21 protein-coding genes are annotated in these 18,196 nt (G+C 71.5%); 10 read left to right on the top strand and 11 right to left on the bottom strand.

Annotated features, from left to right (window positions below):
- Window positions 1-90: 90 nt before the first annotated feature.
- Both HNR73_RS20395 and HNR73_RS20400 read right to left on the bottom strand, forming a co-directional pair.
- The gene (locus HNR73_RS20395) at window positions 91-600 is read right to left on the bottom strand and encodes a hypothetical protein (protein WP_184789124.1); all 510 of its coding nucleotides are present in this window, start codon (window positions 598-600) and stop codon (window positions 91-93) included.
- 2 nt (window positions 601-602) lie between these two features.
- Window positions 603-1,115 (bottom strand): helix-turn-helix domain-containing protein, encoded by a 513-nt coding sequence (locus tag HNR73_RS20400; RefSeq protein ID WP_184789125.1) that lies wholly within the window; start codon window positions 1,113-1,115, stop codon window positions 603-605.
- A 175-nt stretch (window positions 1,116-1,290) separates the two neighbouring features.
- Here HNR73_RS20400 and HNR73_RS20405 point away from each other — a divergent pair, with 175 nt between their 5' ends.
- Window positions 1,291-2,388 (top strand): epoxide hydrolase family protein, encoded by a 1,098-nt coding sequence (locus HNR73_RS20405; RefSeq protein WP_184789126.1) that lies wholly within the window; start codon window positions 1,291-1,293, stop codon window positions 2,386-2,388.
- A 198-nt stretch (window positions 2,389-2,586) separates the two neighbouring features.
- On the opposite strand, the gene HNR73_RS20410 is transcribed toward HNR73_RS20405, so the two are convergent.
- Window positions 2,587-3,753: a GTPase family protein gene (locus HNR73_RS20410; RefSeq protein WP_184789127.1), complete on the bottom strand. Its 1,167-nt coding sequence runs from the start codon at window positions 3,751-3,753 to the stop codon at window positions 2,587-2,589.
- An 85-nt stretch (window positions 3,754-3,838) separates the two neighbouring features.
- On the opposite strand from HNR73_RS20410, the gene HNR73_RS20415 reads away from it, so the two are divergent.
- Window positions 3,839-5,875 (top strand): hypothetical protein, encoded by a 2,037-nt coding sequence (locus tag HNR73_RS20415; RefSeq protein ID WP_184789128.1) that lies wholly within the window; start codon window positions 3,839-3,841, stop codon window positions 5,873-5,875.
- Here HNR73_RS20415 and HNR73_RS20420 read toward each other — a convergent pair.
- From HNR73_RS20420 to HNR73_RS20440, 5 genes are all read right to left on the bottom strand, one after another.
- Window positions 5,866-6,816 (bottom strand): EI24 domain-containing protein, encoded by a 951-nt coding sequence (locus HNR73_RS20420; RefSeq protein ID WP_184789129.1) that lies wholly within the window; start codon window positions 6,814-6,816, stop codon window positions 5,866-5,868. The two genes, HNR73_RS20415 and HNR73_RS20420, sit on opposite strands and share 10 nt — an antisense overlap.
- A gap of 99 nt (window positions 6,817-6,915) precedes the next feature.
- Window positions 6,916-7,680 carry an alpha/beta fold hydrolase gene (locus HNR73_RS20425; RefSeq protein ID WP_239122145.1) on the bottom strand — a complete coding sequence of 255 codons (765 nt, stop codon included), beginning with the start codon at window positions 7,678-7,680 and terminating at the stop codon, window positions 6,916-6,918.
- Window positions 7,677-7,964 (bottom strand): DUF2516 family protein, encoded by a 288-nt coding sequence (locus HNR73_RS20430; RefSeq protein ID WP_184789131.1) that lies wholly within the window; start codon window positions 7,962-7,964, stop codon window positions 7,677-7,679. The genes HNR73_RS20425 and HNR73_RS20430 overlap by 4 nt, the downstream gene beginning before the upstream one ends.
- A 55-nt stretch (window positions 7,965-8,019) precedes the next feature.
- Window positions 8,020-8,748, bottom strand: a complete 729-nt coding sequence (locus tag HNR73_RS20435) for an exonuclease domain-containing protein (RefSeq protein WP_184789132.1) — start codon at window positions 8,746-8,748, stop codon at window positions 8,020-8,022.
- A 10-nt stretch (window positions 8,749-8,758) separates the two neighbouring features.
- Window positions 8,759-9,526 carry a maleylpyruvate isomerase family mycothiol-dependent enzyme gene (locus tag HNR73_RS20440; protein WP_373316615.1) on the bottom strand — a complete coding sequence of 256 codons (768 nt, stop codon included), beginning with the start codon at window positions 9,524-9,526 and terminating at the stop codon, window positions 8,759-8,761.
- A gap of 48 nt (window positions 9,527-9,574) precedes the next feature.
- Between HNR73_RS20440 and HNR73_RS20445 the strand changes: the two genes are divergently transcribed.
- On the top strand, window positions 9,575-10,612 hold the full coding sequence (locus HNR73_RS20445) for a UDP-N-acetylmuramate dehydrogenase (RefSeq protein ID WP_239122146.1): 1,038 nt from the start codon (window positions 9,575-9,577) through the stop codon (window positions 10,610-10,612).
- Here the strand turns inward: HNR73_RS20445 and HNR73_RS20450 are convergent.
- Window positions 10,609-11,316, bottom strand: coding sequence for a DUF998 domain-containing protein (locus HNR73_RS20450; protein ID WP_184789135.1), 708 nt, complete (start codon window positions 11,314-11,316; stop codon window positions 10,609-10,611). The two genes, HNR73_RS20445 and HNR73_RS20450, sit on opposite strands and share 4 nt — an antisense overlap.
- Before the next feature lie 202 nt (window positions 11,317-11,518).
- Here HNR73_RS20450 and HNR73_RS20455 point away from each other — a divergent pair, with 202 nt between their 5' ends.
- A complete protein-coding gene (locus HNR73_RS20455; RefSeq protein ID WP_184789136.1) occupies window positions 11,519-11,926 on the top strand; it encodes a MerR family transcriptional regulator in 408 nt (135 codons plus the stop codon).
- On the opposite strand, the gene HNR73_RS20460 is transcribed toward HNR73_RS20455, so the two are convergent.
- Window positions 11,923-12,759 carry a winged helix-turn-helix transcriptional regulator gene (locus HNR73_RS20460; RefSeq protein WP_184789137.1) on the bottom strand — a complete coding sequence of 279 codons (837 nt, stop codon included), beginning with the start codon at window positions 12,757-12,759 and terminating at the stop codon, window positions 11,923-11,925. The genes HNR73_RS20455 and HNR73_RS20460 overlap by 4 nt on opposite strands.
- Window positions 12,760-12,814: 55 nt before the next feature.
- Here HNR73_RS20460 and HNR73_RS20465 point away from each other — a divergent pair, with 55 nt between their 5' ends.
- The gene (locus HNR73_RS20465; RefSeq protein WP_184789138.1) at window positions 12,815-14,047 is read left to right on the top strand and encodes an MFS transporter; all 1,233 of its coding nucleotides are present in this window, start codon (window positions 12,815-12,817) and stop codon (window positions 14,045-14,047) included.
- Here the strand turns inward: HNR73_RS20465 and HNR73_RS20470 are convergent.
- Complete coding sequence (locus HNR73_RS20470) at window positions 13,943-14,356, bottom strand: hypothetical protein (protein WP_184789139.1); 414 nt, start codon at window positions 14,354-14,356, stop codon at window positions 13,943-13,945. The two genes, HNR73_RS20465 and HNR73_RS20470, sit on opposite strands and share 105 nt — an antisense overlap.
- 80 nt (window positions 14,357-14,436) lie before the next feature.
- On the opposite strand from HNR73_RS20470, the gene HNR73_RS20475 reads away from it, so the two are divergent.
- The 5 genes from HNR73_RS20475 to HNR73_RS20495 all read left to right on the top strand — a co-directional run bounded on the left by HNR73_RS20475 (window position 14,437) and on the right by HNR73_RS20495 (window position 18,195).
- Entirely contained in the window at window positions 14,437-15,078 is a 642-nt protein-coding gene (locus HNR73_RS20475; protein ID WP_184789140.1) for a TetR/AcrR family transcriptional regulator C-terminal domain-containing protein, read from the top strand.
- Window positions 15,079-15,132: 54 nt separating this feature from the next.
- Window positions 15,133-15,360 (top strand): CsbD family protein, encoded by a 228-nt coding sequence (locus tag HNR73_RS20480; protein WP_184789141.1) that lies wholly within the window; start codon window positions 15,133-15,135, stop codon window positions 15,358-15,360.
- Window positions 15,361-15,523: 163 nt separating this feature from the next.
- On the top strand, window positions 15,524-16,615 hold the full coding sequence (locus HNR73_RS20485) for an alpha/beta hydrolase family protein (RefSeq protein WP_184789142.1): 1,092 nt from the start codon (window positions 15,524-15,526) through the stop codon (window positions 16,613-16,615).
- 65 nt (window positions 16,616-16,680) lie between these two features.
- Complete coding sequence (locus HNR73_RS20490) at window positions 16,681-17,583, top strand: DsbA family protein (RefSeq protein WP_184789143.1); 903 nt, start codon at window positions 16,681-16,683, stop codon at window positions 17,581-17,583.
- 72 nt (window positions 17,584-17,655) lie between these two features.
- Entirely contained in the window at window positions 17,656-18,195 is a 540-nt protein-coding gene (locus HNR73_RS20495) for a helix-turn-helix domain-containing protein (protein WP_184789144.1), read from the top strand.
- Window position 18,196 lies beyond the last annotated feature (1 nt).

Here is an 18,196-nt window from a genome sequence, read left to right on the forward strand (position 1 = left end):
TCACCCCGGTCGCGTCACGCGCGCCCCACGCCGAAGGGCGGGGCCCGCAGGCCCCGCCCTTCTTCGTCAGCTGCGACGGCTACCCGGTCCTTAGACCGAGGGCGCCTCGCCCTTCTTGCCGCGTGCGCGGCGCACGGTCGGCTTCGCCGACGCGGCGGGCTTCGGTGCCGTGGCCGGCTTGGCGGCCGGCGCGGGCTTCGACGCGGGCGCGGTCGGCGCCGTCGTGGACGCCTGGGCGTGCTCGGGCTTGACGACCGTCGCGATCACGCGGATCGGGCTGCGCTCGCCCTTGGCGACGCGCTCGCCGCGCGTCACGAGCTCGTCGTAGGTCTCCTTGGCGCGCTCCTGGGCCTTGGCGGCCGTGGTGAACGCGGTCTCGCGGAGCTTGTCGGTGTCGAGGTCGCGGACCTTGCGGCCGGCCTCGCGCAGGTCCTCGCGCACACCCTGGAGCCGCTCGTTGAGCTTCGCGCGGTCGCGCAGCTCGCTGAACTGCCCGGGCAGCTTGCGCAGCTGCTCCATGGCCAGCTCACCGGCGCCCGCCGCCGCGTAGATCGGCTTGGGGAACTTGCGGGTGCTGTTCGGGTCGGTCGACGACGGCATGACTAGTCCTCCTCGGACGTTTCTTCGGTGGTGGAGCGGCGTCGCTGGCGCGCCCTTGCTTTCGGTGCCTCGGTGACGGTGTCCGCCTCTTCGGCGGCTTCGGCGACCTCGGCGGCCTCCGCCACCTCGGCGTCGAAGACGACGACCGGGGCGTCGCCTCCATCATCGAGGTCTTCGCCTCGCGAGCGGGCGTTTTCCCGCCGGAAGGCCTCGTAGATCTCGGTCAGGGTCTGCTTCTGGCGGGTCGTCAGATCGGGGTCGCCGGCGATCGCCGCCATCGTCCCCGGCCCGTCCTTGTCGTTGAGAAGCCCGGCTCGCAGGTACATCAACGGCGTCGAGACCTTCAACGCGTTGGCGATCTGCTGGAGCACTTCGGCACTTGGTTTACGCAAGCCACGCTCAATCTGGCTCAGATACGGGTTACTGACACCGGCCTGGTCGGCGAGTTGCCGCAGGGACACCTTGGCGTTGTTCCGCATCTCGCGGATGAACTCTCCGATATCGCGTCCGGCCATGACTCCACGGTAGGGCGAAGCGCTAGCAGTTGCAAGCGAAACGCGCGCCTTGGAGAAATATCAGGGTTCCCCTAGGGGTCTGACATGCACTTGTAATCGTTTCGTGATGGCTGCCACATGCAAGCACTACTAACTAGGACAATTACTGGCCTACATAGTCCATACCGTGTCTCTCATGAAGCCTTTCAGCATGGAGATCCCGCAGGCGGACCTCGACGACCTGCACGCCCGCCTCGACGCCACGCGCTGGCCGTCGGAGATCCCCGGCGCCGACGGCTGGAGCCACGGCGTCCCGCTCGCCTACCTCAAGGAGCTCGCCGCCGCCTGGCGCGCGCTTGACTGGCGCGCGATGGAGGCCCGGCTCAACGCCTTCCCGCAGTTCCTCACCGAGATCGACGGCCACGACGTGCACTTCCTGCACGTCCGCTCCGACAACCCCGAGGCGACCGCCCTGATCCTCACCCACGGCTGGCCCAACTCCTTCGTCGAGTTCGCCGACGAGATCGCGCACCTGACACCGCGTTTCCACGTCGTCGTCCCCTCCCTACCCGGTTTCGGTTTCTCCCAAGCCCCCAAGGAGGCCGGTTTCGACGCCGCCCGCGTCGCCGGCATGTGGGCCGAACTCATGGACCGCCTCGGCTACGACCGCTACCTCGCCCAGGGTGGCGACTTCGGCGCCTACGTCGCGCCCGCGCTCGCCGAGGCCGCGCCCGGCCGCGTCATCGGCGTCCACCTCGACGGCGGCATCGGCTTCCCGACCGCCGACGACGTTCCGGACATGGAGCCCGACGAGCTCGCCGAGTGGGAGCAGATGCAGGTGTGGATGAGCGCGGGACTCAACCACCACGCGATCCTCGGCAAGGCCCCGTCGACCTTCGCCGCCGCCTGGCACGACTCGCCGACCGGCCTGCTGGCCTGGATGATCCACAAGTTCAAGGAGTTCACCATCTCGGCCGAGACGCCCGAGCAGGTCATCGACCGCGACCTGCTGCTCGTCAACGTCGCGCTCTACTGGTTCACCGGCGGCACGGCGTCGACGTCGTGGGTCTTCGACTACGTCCGCGAGGGGCGGGCGATGGCGTGGCCGAGCGGGCAGCGCGACGCTCCGACCGGCGTGTACGGCGGCGGCTCGGCCTTCGTCCGGCGGCGGGCCGAGCGCGACAACGACATCGTGCACTGGCCGACCGACAACGCCTTCAGCGGTCACTTCGTCGCGATGGAGCAGCCGGCGGCGCACGCGGCCGACATCGCGGCCTTCGCGGACAAGCTGTAGGGCGACAGGGCGGGACCGCGCAGTCCCGCCCTTTCCCGTCCCACATCCCGAAACGGGCGGGGCCGTGCGGCCCCGCCCGTTCCTCGCGTCCCATCGGGGGCCGCGGACGGCGGCCCGGTCGGGCGCGCCACCGTCAAGGCGAGGCCCACGTTAACCACGTCCGGTCGCCGGAACCTTGACCCGACCTTGACCGGGCCCCTACTTCTTCGGCGCGGACTCCTTCGACCGCGTCGTGAACTCCTCGGCGAAGATGCGGCTCGCGTCCTCTTCCTTGAGGTCGGGCTCGACGAGCATCCGCTCGCACACCTTCATCCACGCGAAGCCCGAGGCCGACGTCAGCGCCGCCGCCGTGCCCGCGCTGACCGCCGCCACCGCGAAGTTCACGTACGGCACGGCCTTGCCCGCCGACTTCGCGACCATCGTCGCGACGAGCTTCGCCACGATCCGCCCGGAGGCGATCGTCGCGCCACCGGAGAAGGCCACGGCCGCCACGCGCATCGTCCGGCGCTTCCCGAGCGTGATGCCGTAGGCGGCGCTGACCTTCGCGATCATCGTCATGACGATCGCGAGCACGCCCGCGTCCGACACGATCGGTACGGGGACCGCGCCGCTCCCACCGGCCGCGGCGGCCGAGCCGAGCACGATCTGCCGCGCCTTCTTGCGCTTCAGGTCGAGATCGACGCGCTGCGCGGCGATAAGGGCTTCGTGTACGGCAGCAGGCACCACCGGAAAGGTGCCCTCCAGCAGCTCGCGCAGGCCGTGCGCGGGCTGGCCGAGATCGGGATCACCGATCGAGTTGACCATGTACACCTTCCCGCGAGGCGTGGAAGGCAGCCGGAGCTTCTTGATGTGCTCGGCCAGCGCGACGGCGTCCTTGTGGTACTCGCCGTCCCTGGTCGTCGGCACCTGCGTGAGCACCATCATCACCGGCAGGCCCAGGTCGGCCAGCGCCCGCACGAAACGCGCGTGGCTCTCCAGGAAGCGGCGACTGTAGCTGTTGGTCACGAACCAGACGACGTGGATGCGCTCGGAAATCGGGCGCGCCTTGTTCTCGGCGACGATCCGCCGCAGTTCGGCGATGATGCTGTCGACGTCGCTGGCGTCGTCGAGGCCGAAGCCCCGGTTGTCGTAGATGCCCAGCGGTTCGGGCGCTCCACCGTGGTAGGTGATGTGCTGCGTGATCGAGTCGCCGATGTCGGTCGCGGCGAGCTGCCGGCCGAACACGGCGTTGATGAGGGTGCTCTTGCCGGCGCCGGTGTCGCCGAACACGGCGACGTTGAAGGTGCCGATCGCGGCGAGCGCCCGCTCGTACTCGTCCTCGAAGCGGTTGGCCAGGTCCCGGAAGTCGTAGTTGTCGACCCTCATGTGCATCAACGGTACCGCGTCGACGCCATAATGCACCGATCTTGACGTCTCGGAGGCGTCTTCGGCGGGCTGTCACGATGGACGGATGCCGCGAAGGCTCTTAGTCCTGTTCTCGACGGCGTGCCTGGTCGCGCTGGTCGTGTGGCTCACGCTGGAACTCTCCGGAGGCGGTCTCGACCGCAACGACAAAATCGCGAGCGTGGTGAGCATGTACGCCGCCATCGGAGCCCTCGGACTGTCCGCGGTGGCCCTGTGGAGGCAGGCGATCGCGACGGGCGAGCGAAGCCCCGAAACGGCCGCACCGGGCCCCGGCCGGCTCGACGAACTGACCCGCCGGCTCGCCGACGCCGTCCGCGCCCAGTGGAAGGGCGAGTTGGGCGTGCACGGCGTGACGGCACGCCGGGCGCTGCCCGTCGCGTGGACCACCGTCGGCGGCCATGGCCTCGACGGTGGCGGCGACGAGATCGGTGAGGTCTTCGCGCGCGTCGACTCGCGCCGGCTCGTCGTGCTCGGACCGCCCGGCGCGGGCAAGAGCGTCCTGTGCTGGCGACTCGCCCTGGACCTGCTCGACGCGGGCGGACCGGTGCCGGTCGTGCTGTCGGCGCGGTCGTGGAACCCCCGTACCCAGGACCTCGGCGGGTGGGTCGCCGCCGAACTGGCCGCCCACCCGGTCTTCGCCATCGACGGTGAACCCGCCGCGGCCGCGCTGATGCGCGCGGGCCGGATCCTGCCCGTTGTCGACGGCTTCGACGAGCTCAGCCGCGACCTGCGCGCCGACGCCGTCGCCCGCCTCAACGAGATGTACGACGGCGGCCTCGTCCTCACCAGCCGCCGTGGCGAGTACGCCGAGGCCGTGACCGCCTCGGCGCCGATCGCCGACGCGGCCGTCATCGCGCTCGACCGGCTCTCCGTCGCCGACATCGCCGCCCACCTGCCCGGCCGGGGCTGGGCGCGGGTCCTCGCCGACGAGGCCGTCGCCGCCGCGCTGGCCAGGCCGCTGATGGTCGCGCTCGCCGAGACCGTCCACGCCGGTGGCCGCGACCCGGCGGGTCTCCTCGACGCCGCCGCGGGCGCCTCGGGTGCGGTGGAGGCGCGCAGGCGTGTCGAGAACCTCCTGCTCGACGCGTTCATCCCCGCCGCGTACGCCGGTCACCGCGATCCGCGCTGGAGCGCCGGGGAGGTCCGGCGCTGGTTCGCCGGGCTCGCGGTGAAGATGGGCCGGACCGACACCGCCGACATGCGCTGGTGGCGGCTGGCGACGGTCATCCCGCAGTGGGTGCACGGGCTGGCGGTGGCCGGGACGGTCATCGCGTCCGGGCTGCTCGTCGCGGGGGTCGGCGCCTGGGCGGGACGCTGGACCGAGGCCGGCGTGCACGTCTGGTTCTGGTCGATGACGACCCTCTCGCTGGCCGCCGGGATCTGCACCGGCGTCGTCACCGCCCTCGGTCAGGGCCTCGCGCCCGTGCCCGCGCGGCCGCGGATCCGGCTGGGCGGGCACCTGTGGCGGCTGCCCGACTTCCGCCGCGAGAACCTGCTCAGCTGGCGGCCGTACCTGTGGATCGGGACGTGGGTCGCGACGGGCGCGGTCGGCGGGATCGTCGGTCTCGCCTCGGGCGGCGAACAGTCGATGATCGGCGCGGGGGTCTTCGGTGGGCTGCTGCTGGGCGTCGCCGTCTGGGCGATCGCGTGTCTCGTGCACAGCCTCAACGTGCCGGTCGACCCGGGCGAGGCCGCCAGCCCGGTCGCGCTGCTGCGCGTCGACCGGGGCGCGGTCCTCGGTCAGGGGCTGCTCGCCGGGTTGTGCGGGGCCGTGGTGATCGGGCCGGTCGTGTGGCTGGAGTTCGACGTCTTCTACGGCTTCGCGGTGGTCGACGCCGGACTGCTGCTGGTGCTCACGCTGGTCGCGCTGCCCTGCGTCGTGGTGGCCTGGGCGCTGGTGTTCAGCGCCTGGGGGCCGTGGCGTGTCGCCCACACCTGGGCGGCGTTGCGCGGCGACCTGCCGTGGCGGGCCATGGCGTTCTTCACCGACGCCCATGAGCGCGGCGTCCTGCGCCAGACGGGCGGCGTGTACCAGTTCCGGCACGCCCGGCTGCAGGAGCGCCTCGCCGAGAACTACCGGTGAGGCGTGTACGGCGGCTGCTGCGACGGGGGCGGGCCCGCGGGCGGGAAACCCTGCGAGGGCCGGCCCGGGTGAGAGTGCCCGGGGTGGGTGTGGCCCGGGTACGACGCCTGCGGGCGGACCTGGGCGAAGTGCGGCTGCCCGGAGTTCGTGGCGAGCGGGACCGAGGGCTCACCGAAGAGTTCACGGGCCAGGAGCGTGCCGCCCGCGACGGCGGCCGGGGTCGCCAGGACGGCGCCGCCGGGGATCAGGAACAGCAGGATGTAGGCGGTGCCGAAACCGACCGACAGCGAGCGGTTCTGCGCCAGGCGCTTGCGGCGGGCGGTGTAGTCGATGCCCCGGCGGGTGAAGGGGACGGCGACGATGCTGACGGTGAAGAACCACCCGGCGACGAGGGCGCCGATGACCGGGACGACGGACTGCCCCACGAGCGGGATGAAACCCGCGACGAACAGGAAGAGCCCGACCACGATCGTGCGCAGCAGCAGCCGGACGGCCTCGACGATCGAGCGGCCGATCCCGGCCCAGAACGTGATCTCGATCTCGCCGCGCACGCCGCCGCAGAGCTTCTCGACCTCACCGGAGATCGACTCGTAGAAGGGGTCGCCGACGATCATCGTGATCGACGTGTAGAGCAGGATCGTGAGCAGGAAACCCAGGCCGACGATGGCGGTTCCGGCGAGGACCTCCATGGTCGTCTTCCAGCCCTCCGACCAGCCGTCGGCCCAGCCGGTCGACCAGGCCGACAGGTCGCCGAGGTTCGCGATGAGGAAGACCCAGCCGACCACGAACAGGATGAAGGTGATCAGTGCCGGGATCGCGCCCAGCAGCATCAGCTTCGGGCGCCTGGCCCACATGCCCAGGCCGCGGGCGGCGAGCCGGAAACCGTGGAAGAACTGGGCGGCGGCGCCGGGCTTGCGAGCGGAAGGTGCCGAGGGATGCATGCGCCATACGGTACGGTCCGGCGGCCACCCGGCTCAAGTTGAGGCGACGGGGGAATCGTGGCGGAGGTGCCCGGGTGGTGGCTCGCGGAGCCCCTCTCCTCACCCCGTGGCGTTGAGGAAACCCGAGATCCGTTCGCGCAACTCCGTCCGGTACCGCCACAGCAGCCCCGGCTCGCCGAACACGTGCGCGGTCGCGTTGGGCAGCGCCTCGGCGAGCCGTCGCGTCACCTCGGCCGGGTGGCGCGGGTCGCCTTCGGTCCCGATGAGCAGGACGGGGACGTCGACGGCCTTGAGCGATGCGGCGTCGGCGAGGGGGCTGTCGGCGGCGATCTCGCCGAACATGCGACGTCCGCGGCGGCCGGTCAACGCGGCGACCTGCTCGCCGACGTACGGGCGGGCCGCCTCGCGCGCCTCCGGCGGGACCTCCTCGGCCAGGAGCGCGGCCAGTTCGGCGGGCTCGGCGGCGAAGACGCGCTCCCAGTAGGCGGCGGCCTCGGGGCCGCGCGGTCCGGCGACGACGGCGGGCAGCACCAGCACCAGCCGCTCGAAGCGGCCGGGCGTCTCGGCGACGACCCGCAGCAGCGTCCCGGCGCCCATGCTCACGCCGAGGGCTCGGGTGGCGTCGTGGGCGTCGGCGACTTCGCGGAGGTCGGCGGCGAGACCCTCGTAGGTCATCGGCCCGCGCGAGGAGCCGCCGTGGCCGCGCGCGTGGAAGAACACCTTCGTGCCCGTCACGCCCGAGGCGAAGGGCCGCGTCGTCGTGATCGACCCGGCGAGGCCGTGGGCGAACAGCGTCACCGGCTCACCGGAGCCCGTGACGAACTCCTCCAGCGCCGCCCCGTGCGAGGTGCGGCGCACGGTCACCACGAATGGTCGCCGATGTCCCGCATGGTCGGCCGGACGTCGACGAGGTACACCAGGGCGCCGATCACCGCGATGAGCCCGATGCTGCTGTAACCCATGAACAGCACGGTCAGCAGGATCGTCCCGGCGAGCACCGCCAGCCACAGGGGCTTCGACAGCGTGCCGATCGCGACGAAACCGTCCGCGCGCTGGAAGGCGCAGTGGATGATCGCGACCCCCTCCACGAGGAGGACCACGCAGAACAGGCCCAGATCGACCCAGCCGGTCACCTCGTAGGCAAACATGCGCCAAGACTACGGTGTGATCGCCCGCGACGGCCAGCGGCGCGGGCAAAGCCCCCTACTCGTCGAGTCGCAGCGGCCAGCGCTGGTCGACGCTCTCCTCACGGCCCTTGCTGCGGAAGAAGCGCTCCAGCCCGGCGGCGTCCTCGGCGTGCCAGTCGGCCTGCGCGTTGTGCAGCTTGCGCACGGCCATGCCCCCGATCGACGCGTGGCGCCGCCCGATAACCCGGCACAGCTCGACGGTGGCGGTCGCGTCGGCGTCGGCCGAGTGCGCGCCGTCGAGGGTGACGCCGTAGTGCTTCGTGACGTCCGACAGGGTCCGCTTGCCCTTGCGGAAGCGGTCGGCCTGCTTGTCGAGGACGTAGGGGTCGAGGACGAGCATGCTGTCCCACTCCGGCTCCGGCAGCCCGTGCCGCCGCAGCTCGCAGGCCAGCATGGTCAGGTCGAAACCGGCCCGGTAGACCACGACCGGCGTGCCCGCCGCGACGGCCGCGCTCAGCGCGCCGGCGATCTCGGACAGCACCTCGGCAGGCGGGCGGCCCTCGGACCGGGCGCGCTCGTCGGTCACGCCGTGCACGGCCGCGGCCTCCGGCGGGATCGGCACGCCCGGGTTCACCAGCCAGGTTCTGCGCATCTCGCCCGGGCCGACGATCGCCGCCGTGACGATCCGGTCGGCGAAGGGGTCCGTGCCGGTCGTCTCCGTGTCGAAGCCGACGAGTTCGCCGCCGGCCCACCCGGCCGATTCGGCGAACAGCTCATCGAGGCCGCCGAGCGCAAATTCGGTCATGCGCGTCAGGTTAGTTCAAGGGGGTGACAGACCCGTCATCCGTGCGCAATGCCGACAGAAGTCCCTGGTCGCCCTCGATGGAGAGCAGATCGAAGGGCACCCGGCCCCACAGTGCGAGGTCGAGATCGGAGGCCGCGCCCGTCACGCGCGTCGTGACCGGTTCGTCGGCGTCGACGCTGAAGGCGTCGAGGACGGCGACGCGTTCGCCGCGCAGGCGCACGAACCACTCCGCCTCGGCGTCGGCCGCGACGAGGTGGACGAGCCCGTCGGCGTGCTCGGTCGCGAGGCGGCGCCCGGCGGGCAGCCACGTGTCGAGGACCTCGTCGACGCCGTCGGCGGCCAGCTCGGTGTCGATGGGCTCGGTCACACCGACCGCGATCTGCGCGTCCCAGCGGTGCACGGCCGTCTCGTGCGCGGCCCGGCGCACCCAGAACATCGCCGTCTTCGGCTGCGGCGCCCAGTTCCACGCCGGACCGTCCTCGGGCATCGCCTGGAAGGTCGCCGACAGCTCGGCGTAGGCCGCGTCGAAGTACCCGGCGACGTCCTCGGGCGACTCGCTCGCGGGCCGCTCGGGCCGGTCGAGGGTCGCGCGCTTGACGATCCCGGCGATCCACCGGTGCACCCACCCGAGATGCGCGGCCAGGTCCCGGACCGTCCACGTCGGACACGGCGGAACCGCACTGTCCAATGTGTCCGGCAGCAGGACCGCGCGGAACGCCGTGGCGTCGCGGTGCAGTGCGTCGAGATAGTCGCCCTTGTCCCAGTTGGCCATGGTCACTACACCCTTTCGCGGCGGGGGCCCGACGGCAAGCCTATGGTGGTCTGCGTGCGTGATGTTTACCCACCCCGGCTCGCCGAATACACCACCCTCGGCCTCGGCGGTGAGGCCGAGCGGCTGATCGAGGTCGACACGGCCGATGACGTGGTCACGGCGGTCCGGTCGGTGACCGGACCGCTCCTCGTGCTCGCCGGGGGCAGCAACGTCGTCGTCGCCGACGAGGGCTTCGCCGGTACCGTCGTGCTGCTCCGGACGAGCGGGATCGACGTGACACCGGCCGAAGACGGCGTCTCGGCCCGGGTCGCGGCCGGGCACGGGTGGGACGACTTCGTGGCCCGGGCCGTCGGCGAGGGCTGGTCGGGCGTCGAGTGCCTGTCGGGCGTGCCCGGATCGGCGGGGGCGACACCGATCCAGAACGTCGGCGCCTACGGGCAGGAGGTGTCGGAGACGATCACCGAGGTGACCGTCTACGACCGGGTCCTCGACCGCGTCGAGACCTACTCGCCCGAACGGTGCCGCTTCGCCTACCGGGGCAGCGTTTTCAAGCACGACGACCGCTACGTCGTGCTCGACGTGACCTTCCGGCTGCGCCTGTCGGAACAGTCGGGACCGCTGCGCTACGCCGAGACCGCGCGGGCCCTCGGCGTCGAGGCCGGGGAGACCGCGCCGCTCGCGCTCGTGCGGGAGACCGTGTTGGGACTGCGTCGCGGCAAGGGGATGGTCCTCGACCCGGCCGACCCCGACAGCCGCAGCGTCGGCTCCTTCTTCGTCAACCCCGTGCTGTCGGCGGCGGAGTTCGAGACCCTCGTCGCCCGCGCCGGCACCGAACCGCCCTGCTGGCCCGACGGCGACCGCGTGAAGACCTCGGCGGCGTGGCTGATCCAGCACGCCGGCTTCGAGAAGGGCTACGGCCGCGACGGCGTCGCCATCTCCGGCAAGCACACCCTCGCGCTGACCAACCGCGGCGACGGGACCACGACCGCGCTGCTCGATCTCGCCGCCGAGATCCGCGACGGCGTGCGGAAGGCCTTCGACGTCGTGCTGCGGCCCGAGCCGGTGCTCGTGGGTGTCGAGGGCTGGTCCTAGGCCTCAGTCGACGGAATGGGTCGCGCGGCCCGGCGGCACCATACCGCCAGCACCAGGACCACGAGCACCTCGGTCAGGGTGAGGCCGCGCTCGACGAGGCCCAGCGGGACGACCTGCCACCAGGCCAGCGGCGAGAACTTCGCGTAGATCATCGACGCGGGCAGGATCGCGAACCACGCCACCGACAACCAGCCCAGACGCGCGGTCCAGCGACCCCAGTTGCCCCACTCGGCGTCCCTGCGCCAGGGCTTCGACAGGCGGATCGCCGCGATGGGCAGGGCGATGAAGGCCATGAGGCTGCCGAACTGGTGGACGTAGCCGTTCCAGCTCGGGCCGACGTCCCAGTCGTGCTTGGGGAAGACGACGACCATCATCAGGCCCAGGCTCCACAGGCCCAGCGCGATCGTGCCGCCCGACCACGGCTTCGCCAGACGCCGGACGATCAGGGCGACCAGGACCGCGGCCGAGCCGAGGGACAGCAGGGCGACACCGGTGTCGAACACCGGCCGCAAGGGGCCGAGGGCGTACTCGCTGATCGTGCGCCACAGGGGATTGCGCGGCCAGTTGACGGTCCACACGTCCAGGGCGCCGATGAGCACGACGGCGGCGAGGGCGCCCGCGATGCCGGTGAGGGCGAGGCGGTGCGCGGCCGGGGTCGCGTTCGCCGGGGTGGCGGCGTCGGCGGCCAGTTCGGTGGTGGACATGGACGCCTCCAGGCGGATCGGACCGGTATTCGAGGCTAGCCGGAGTTGTCACCCGGCTCCTGAGAACGGTCTCAGGGTGCCTGTCCCCCTAGACGCCGGACCGGGGGCTTCGGGTTACCCGTCGTTGGCGGTTTTCTCGTCCTGCGACGAAGCTCACCGGCGTCCTAGAGTTCGCTCCAGGTCGAGTCGTAGGCTTGCGGCCATGACCCAGGCCCTCACCATCGGCGAAGTCGCCGAGCGCACCGAGCTGTCCGTGCACGCCCTGCGCTTCTACGAGAAGGAGGGCCTCCTCGTCGACGAGGTCCGCCGCAGCACCAACGGCCGCCGCCTCTACAGCGAGGACGACGTCGCCTGGCTCACGACCTGCACCTGGCTGCGCGCGTCGGGCATGCCCCTGGCCGAGATCCGCCGCTACACCGAGCTCATCCGCGGTGGCGTCGGCAACGAGCAGGAACGCCTGTCGCTCCTGCGCGCCCACCAGGAGCGGATCGTGGAGCAGCAGGCCGCCCTCGACCGCTGCCTCGCGATGATCACCCACAAGCTCGCCGTCTACGAGGACCACCTCGCCGGCCGGGGCAACGGCTGCGTGGTCGACGCCGACGAGTTCTAGGACAGCCGCCCGATCGCGGCCAGGGCGTCCTCGACACCGCCCGTCACGTCCGCGATCGGGTACAGCACCTCGCGCACGACCCGATCGGCGTCGACGATCAGGGTGAGCCGCTTCAGGCGCACCGAGCCCGCCGCGCGGAAGGTCGGGAGCCGCAGGGCGCCGGTCAGTTCCAGGGAGGCGTCCGACAGCAGCGGGAAACGGATGCGGTTGGCCTCGGCGAAGGCCTCCTGCTCCGCCGGGGACTGCGTACTGATCCCGCGCACGCTCGCGCCCAGGGCCGTGAACGCGTCGAGACGGTCGCGGAACGAGCAGGCCTCCAGGGTGCAGCCGACACCGCCGGGGATCGCCGAGGCGCCCGGCAGTCCCGTCGCCGGATAGAAGTAGAGTACCGTCCACGGTGTCGGCGCGATCGGCTCCAGACCGGTCAGCTCCGGGACGCGCGTTCCGGTCAGCCCGTGCACGCGCTCGGCCTCGGGGGAGCCGGGCTCGGTGGTCGCGGTGACCGTCCCGTCGCCGAGGAGGTGGCGGTCGCCGAAGTCCTGGAGGGCGACGAGGACGGGCAGCAGTCCGCGGCCGAGCTCGGTGAGGACGTAGTCGTGGCGCGGCGGGTGTTCGCTGTAGGGCCGTTTGGCCAGGACGCCGTGCTCGACGAGCATGGCCAGCCGCTCGGTCAGCACCTTGCGGGAAACCCCCAGCTCGGTGCGCAGTTCCTCGAAGCGGTGCAGGCCGCGGGCGGTGTCGCGGACGATGAGCAGTGTCCACCAGTCGCCCACGAGGTCGAGCGTCTGTGCGATCGCGCAGGAGGAGTCGGCGAGGCTGGTTCGGCGGGCCATGAAGATGAGTCTATAGCCAGTTCCCAAAAGAGACTCACTATGCGAGGATCGGCTCATGCGCCGCCTCCCCCGCCAGGTCTGGATCCTGGCCGCCAACCGCTTCTTCACCGCCTGCGCGGGTTTCCTCGGCTTCTACCTGTTCCTTTACCTGACCGGCCCGCGCGGCGTCCCCCTCGCCACCGCCGGGGTCATCGCCGGTGTGGTCGGCGTCGGGTCCATCGCCGGGAACTTCACCGGCGGCTGGTTCGCCGACCGCTACGGCCACCGCCGCGTCATGCAGTTCGCCGGGCTCGCCGGCGCGGTCGGGATCCTCGCGACGCCGTGGCTGCCGATCGGCGTCCTCGCCGTCGCGCTGCCCCTGACCACCTACGTCCTCGGTGTCGGCGGCGTCGCCCAGTCGGCGATCATCGCCGTGGCGACCGGGCCCGAGCACCGTCGCGCCGCCATCGCACTCGGCCGCTCGGCGATGAACGCGGGCGCCATCGTCGGCCCCCTCATCGGCGCCCTTCTCGCCGCGCACTCCTACACCGCCATGTTCGTCATCGAAGGCATGGCGCTGCTCGTCGTACGGCAGGCCGTCGCCTTCCTGCTGCCCGCCGACGCCGGGATCTCCCCCGTGCCCGACGGCCCGGCGCCCGGCATGTGGCGCGCCCTGCTCGCCGACCGGCGCCTGCTGGCGCTGCTCCCGTCGATCCTCATCGTCGACGTCGTCTACCGGCAGCTCTACTCGACCCTGCCGGTGTACCTGCGCGACAGCGGCCACGGCGTCGCGCTCTACGCCGTGCTCATCGCGCTCGGCTCCGGCGCGATCCTGTGCCTGGAGATCCCCGTCGCGCTGGGTCTGCGCCGGTTCCGCGCGCCGGTCATCATCGCGGTGGGATACGGCCTGGTCGGCGTCGGTTTCGCGCTCTTCGGGCTGGGCACCTCGACGGTCCTGATGGCCGGGGCGATGCTCGTGCTCACCGCGGGCGAGATCCTGTACAAGACCACCGCCACCGCGCACCTCGCCGACAGCGCGCCGCCCGGCCTCATCGCCCGCTACCAGGGCCTCTACTCGGGCCTGGCCACCAGTGGGCTCGTGCTCGCGCCGCCGGTCGGCGCGGCCCTGTACGGGGCCGCGCCGGGATTGCTGTGGCCCCTGTGCGGCGTCGCCGCGGCCGGGGCGGGCGTGGTCGCGTGGTGGTCAGGAAAGAGCCGCGCGCCAGGTCGCGAGGAGGGTCACGACCGACAGGACGCCCATGATCGTGTGCAGCAGGTCAGGGGCGACGCGGTCGCGGATGCGGGGTAGGAACGTGTAGGCCCGCTGCTTGTTGACCGCGATGGCGGCCTTCGGGTGACCGGTGAGGTAGGGGATCCACCAGGACATCAGGTGGCCGTTCATCCACACCGCGTACCAGCCGGCGGCGACCCACAGCTCGAAGCGGTGGCCGAGCAGCGTCGAGACGGCCAGGACGGCCATGAACAGCTGGATGTAGAAGTTCGCCTGCCGGTTCTCGAAGCGCAGGTCGTTGAAGCCCCTGAGCGGGATCCAGTGGCTGGCGGCGTAGTACGTGAGGAGCGTGATCTGAGCGGTTCCCGCGAGGACGAGGGGGGTCATGGCGAAGCCTTTCTTACAATGTAAGAGAACTTGTCCGGCTAGTATGTCTCTTACGTTGTAAGAAAAGCAAGAGGGGTGCGATGACGAAACAGGTGAGCCGCCCGCGTGCCGGGCTGAGCAGGGAGAAGGTCCTCGACGCGGCGGCCGCGTTCGTCGACGAGCACGGCCTGCCGGCGCTGAGCATGCGCAAACTCGGCACGGCCCTCGGCGTCGAGGCGATGACGCTCTACTACTACGTGCCCAGCAAGGCCGCGCTCTTCGACGGCCTCGTCGAGCGCACCGTCGAGGCCGCCCTCGACGGCCTCGTCGACCGTCCCTCGGCCGATTGGCGGGAAACCGCCATCTCCTTCGCGCACGGCTACCGGGCCCGTCTCCTGCGCCATCCGGGGGTGCTCCCGCTGATCGCGACCAGGCCGGTCAACTCCCCGCGAGGCTTCGACACCGCCGAGCGCGCGCTCGCCGCCTTCGAGGCCGCCGGACTGCCCGCCGGGCGCGCGATGGACCTCTTCAACGCGCTCGGAACCTTCGCGATCGGGCACACACTGGCCGAGATCGGGCGCCCCACCGGGCACGAGGAGACCGCCGAACCTCCGGCCGAGATCGACGCCGGCACCCATCCGCGCCTGGCCGCCCTCGTCGCCTCCGGTGAGGGACTGGACTTCGACGCGCGCTTCACCGCGGTGGTCGGTTTCATCGTCGAGGGCTTCGCGCCCGAGGTTTGAGCCACGTCCCCTACGGGCAATCGGAGAGTGAAGCATCGAGGTTGGAGGACCGTGATGAGCGACTTCACCGACAAGGTCAAACACCAGGCCGAAGAGCTCAAGGGGAAGGCCAAGGAAGGCCTTGGGAAGCTCACCGGCAACGAGGAGATGACGGGGGAGGGCCAGCGCGAGCAGGCCGAAGGCAAGCTGGGCCAGGCCGGGGACAAGGTCTCCGACAAGGCCGAGGACGTCAAGGACCGCCTGAGCGGCCTGACCGGCAACTCTGACGAGGAACGACGGTAGACCTGGGGTGCGGTAAACGAGGGCCCTCCCGGCTTCAAGCCGGGAGGGCCCCCGCATGCGGGAAACCTCTACGGGACAAGTCGGGGAAAGCACCCGATGCCGACGGTCCACAGGTGACACAGACTCGGGAAGGTCATGATCGTCTCGACCTGAAAGCGAGCTCATGCGCCATATCCGCACCGCCGCCGTCGGCGTCCTCACCGGCGGACTCCTCGTCGCGGCGGCCGTCGCGTCGCCCGCGTCGGCGGCCCCGTCGCCCCCGCCCCTCACCATCCCCGCACCGACCGGTCCGCTGCCGGTCGGTGTCACCGACTTCCATCTCGTCGACGCCGACCGCGCCGACCCGTGGGTGCCCGCCGAGAACCGCGAGCTGATGGTCTCGGCCTGGTACCCGGCCAAGGCGCCCGTCGGCGCGCTCGACGCCTATGCGAGTCCGGAGGAGTCGGCGCTGATCCTGCGAGGGCTCGGCGCCGGTGACATCGCGCCGCCGGACGCGCTCAGCCGGATCGTCACCCATTCCCACGTGGACGCGCCGGTGAGGGGCCGCAGGCTGCCGACGGTCGTCCTGTCGCCGGGTTTCAGCATGCCGCGCTCCTCACTGACCGGGCTCGCCGAAGACCTCGCCGGCCGCGGGTACCTGGTCATCGGTGTCGACCACACCTATGAGGCTTCGGCGATCACCTTCCCCGACGGCCGGATCACGCAGTGCGCCGCCTGCGAGGTCGACCCGGAGGGGGCCGACGTGGCGAGAGGCCGCGCCCTCGACGTCTCCTTCGTGCTCGACGAGCTGACCGGCGTCCTGCCGGTCGACGAGCGCCGGATCATCATGGGCGGCCACTCCATGGGCGGGGCCTCGTCGGTGCCGTTGCTGGCCGCCGATGAGCGGGTCCGCGCGGGCTTCGACCTTGACGGCACCGTGCACGTCCAGCCATCGGGTGACGGCGCGGGCAAGCCGTTCATGCTGGTCGGCGCCCCGTACCACGCGCCCGACGGCAAGTACGGGCCGAAGATCGCGGAGGTGATGGACGGGTTCGGCGGCTGGAAGCGCTGGATCACCGTCGACGGCACCGGGCACTCGTCGTTCACCGACTACGGGCCGATCGCCGACCAACTCGGCATCCCGCTGGGCACCACGCCCGGCGACCGGGCCATGGAGATCACCCGGAGCCTGGTCGGGGCCTTCGCCGACCGGCACCTGCGTGGTCTGCCGAGCCCCGTGCTCAACCACTCCCGCGGTGAGATCCACCGCTGGTGACGCCTCGGGAAACCCCGTCCGATCAGCTCGGACGGGGTTTCCCGGATCACACCTAACATAGATATATGCGAATCGAACTATGGGCGGATCCGGTCTGCGGCTGGGCCTACATCGCCCGCCGCCGCCTGACCACCGCCCTCGCCGACTGGGACGGCGAGCCCGTCGAGCTCGTCTGGCGGCCGTTCCGCATCGATCCCACCGCGCCCGACCCCGCCGAGAGCGCGCGGACCGAGGAGGACTCCTTCGGGATCGCCCGCGTCGCCGCCGCCGAAGGCCTCGGCCCCCGCTGGGGCGCCGCTTGGCGCGGCGACACCCACGACGCCCACCGGCTCCTCGCCGTCGCCCTGGAGACCGGCGGCCCGGAGCTCCAGGACACGCTCGCCGAGCGCCTCCTGCGCGCCCACTTCATCGAGGCCCGCAACCTCACCGACCGGGATACCCTGGCCGGGCTGGCCGCCGAGGCCGGCCTTGCCGACGCGTCGTCCATCCTGGCGAGCGACGCCGGCGAGACGACCGTGCGCGAGGAGCTCCTGCGCGGCAAGGCGATCGGCGTCAAGGGCTCGCCGACCTTCGCCGTCGGCGAGCGGCTGCTGCGAGGTGCGCAGACGCCGGGGGAGATCCTGGACTTCCTGCGGGACAGCAATGACGCCGTCGTGCTGCCGGAGGAGGTTCGGCGGCTGCGGCACGCCGAGTCGCTCATCGAACTGAACGACTCGCTGGGGGCGCTGGTGCTGCTGCGTCCGTTGCTGGAGGACTTCGCCGGTGATCCGAACGTGCGGATGCTGGCCGCGCGGGCCTACTTCGGGTCGGCGCAGTTGCGCCGGGCCGAGGAGCTGCTGTCGGAGCTGGTCGAGGCCAATCCCGGCGATTTCTACGCGCGCTACATGCTGGGCCGGACGCTGCGCCGGATGGGGCGCGCCGAGGAGGCGGCGCCGCACCTGGCGCTGACCGCGGACATGTTCGACTGAGGTCGCCTCCCGTTGGGGGTGGCCTCGGTCACGATCGAACATTCTCATTCTCAATAATGATAATGTCGATTCATGGAAACCCCCGACGCATGGGCCGACCTCGTCCTCCATCCCGTGCGCATCCGCATCCTGCGCGCGGTCGCGACCCGGCGCCGCACCACGCGCGAGCTGGTCGAAGACTTGCCCGACGTGCCGCAGGCCAGCCTCTACCGGCATCTCGCCGCGCTCACCAAGGGCGGCGTCCTTGAGGTCGCCGAGGAGCGCAAGGTGCGCGGGACGGTCGAGCGCGTCTACGTGCTGCCCGGCGGCCGGGTCGCGCCCGCCGATCTGGCGGGGGCGTCGCCGGAGGACCACCTGCGGTACTTCACCGCCTTCGTCTCGACGCTGCTGTCGGACTTCTCGCGCTACGTCTCGCGCGGGGACGCCGACCTCGCCGCCGACGGCGCCGGATACCGGCAGATCGTCCTGCACCTCGACGACGCCGAGCTGGCGGCGTTCGCGACCGGCCTCAACGAGCTCATCGTGCCCCTCCTGGCGCACGGTCCGCGTGAAGGCCGCGTGGCGCGCGCCTTCACGTCCATCCTTCTTCCCGTCGAACCCGAGAGGAACTGAC

The sequence above is a fragment of the Phytomonospora endophytica genome (assembly GCF_014202425.1).
Taxonomy (GTDB): Bacteria; Actinomycetota; Actinomycetes; order Mycobacteriales; family Micromonosporaceae; genus Phytomonospora; species Phytomonospora endophytica.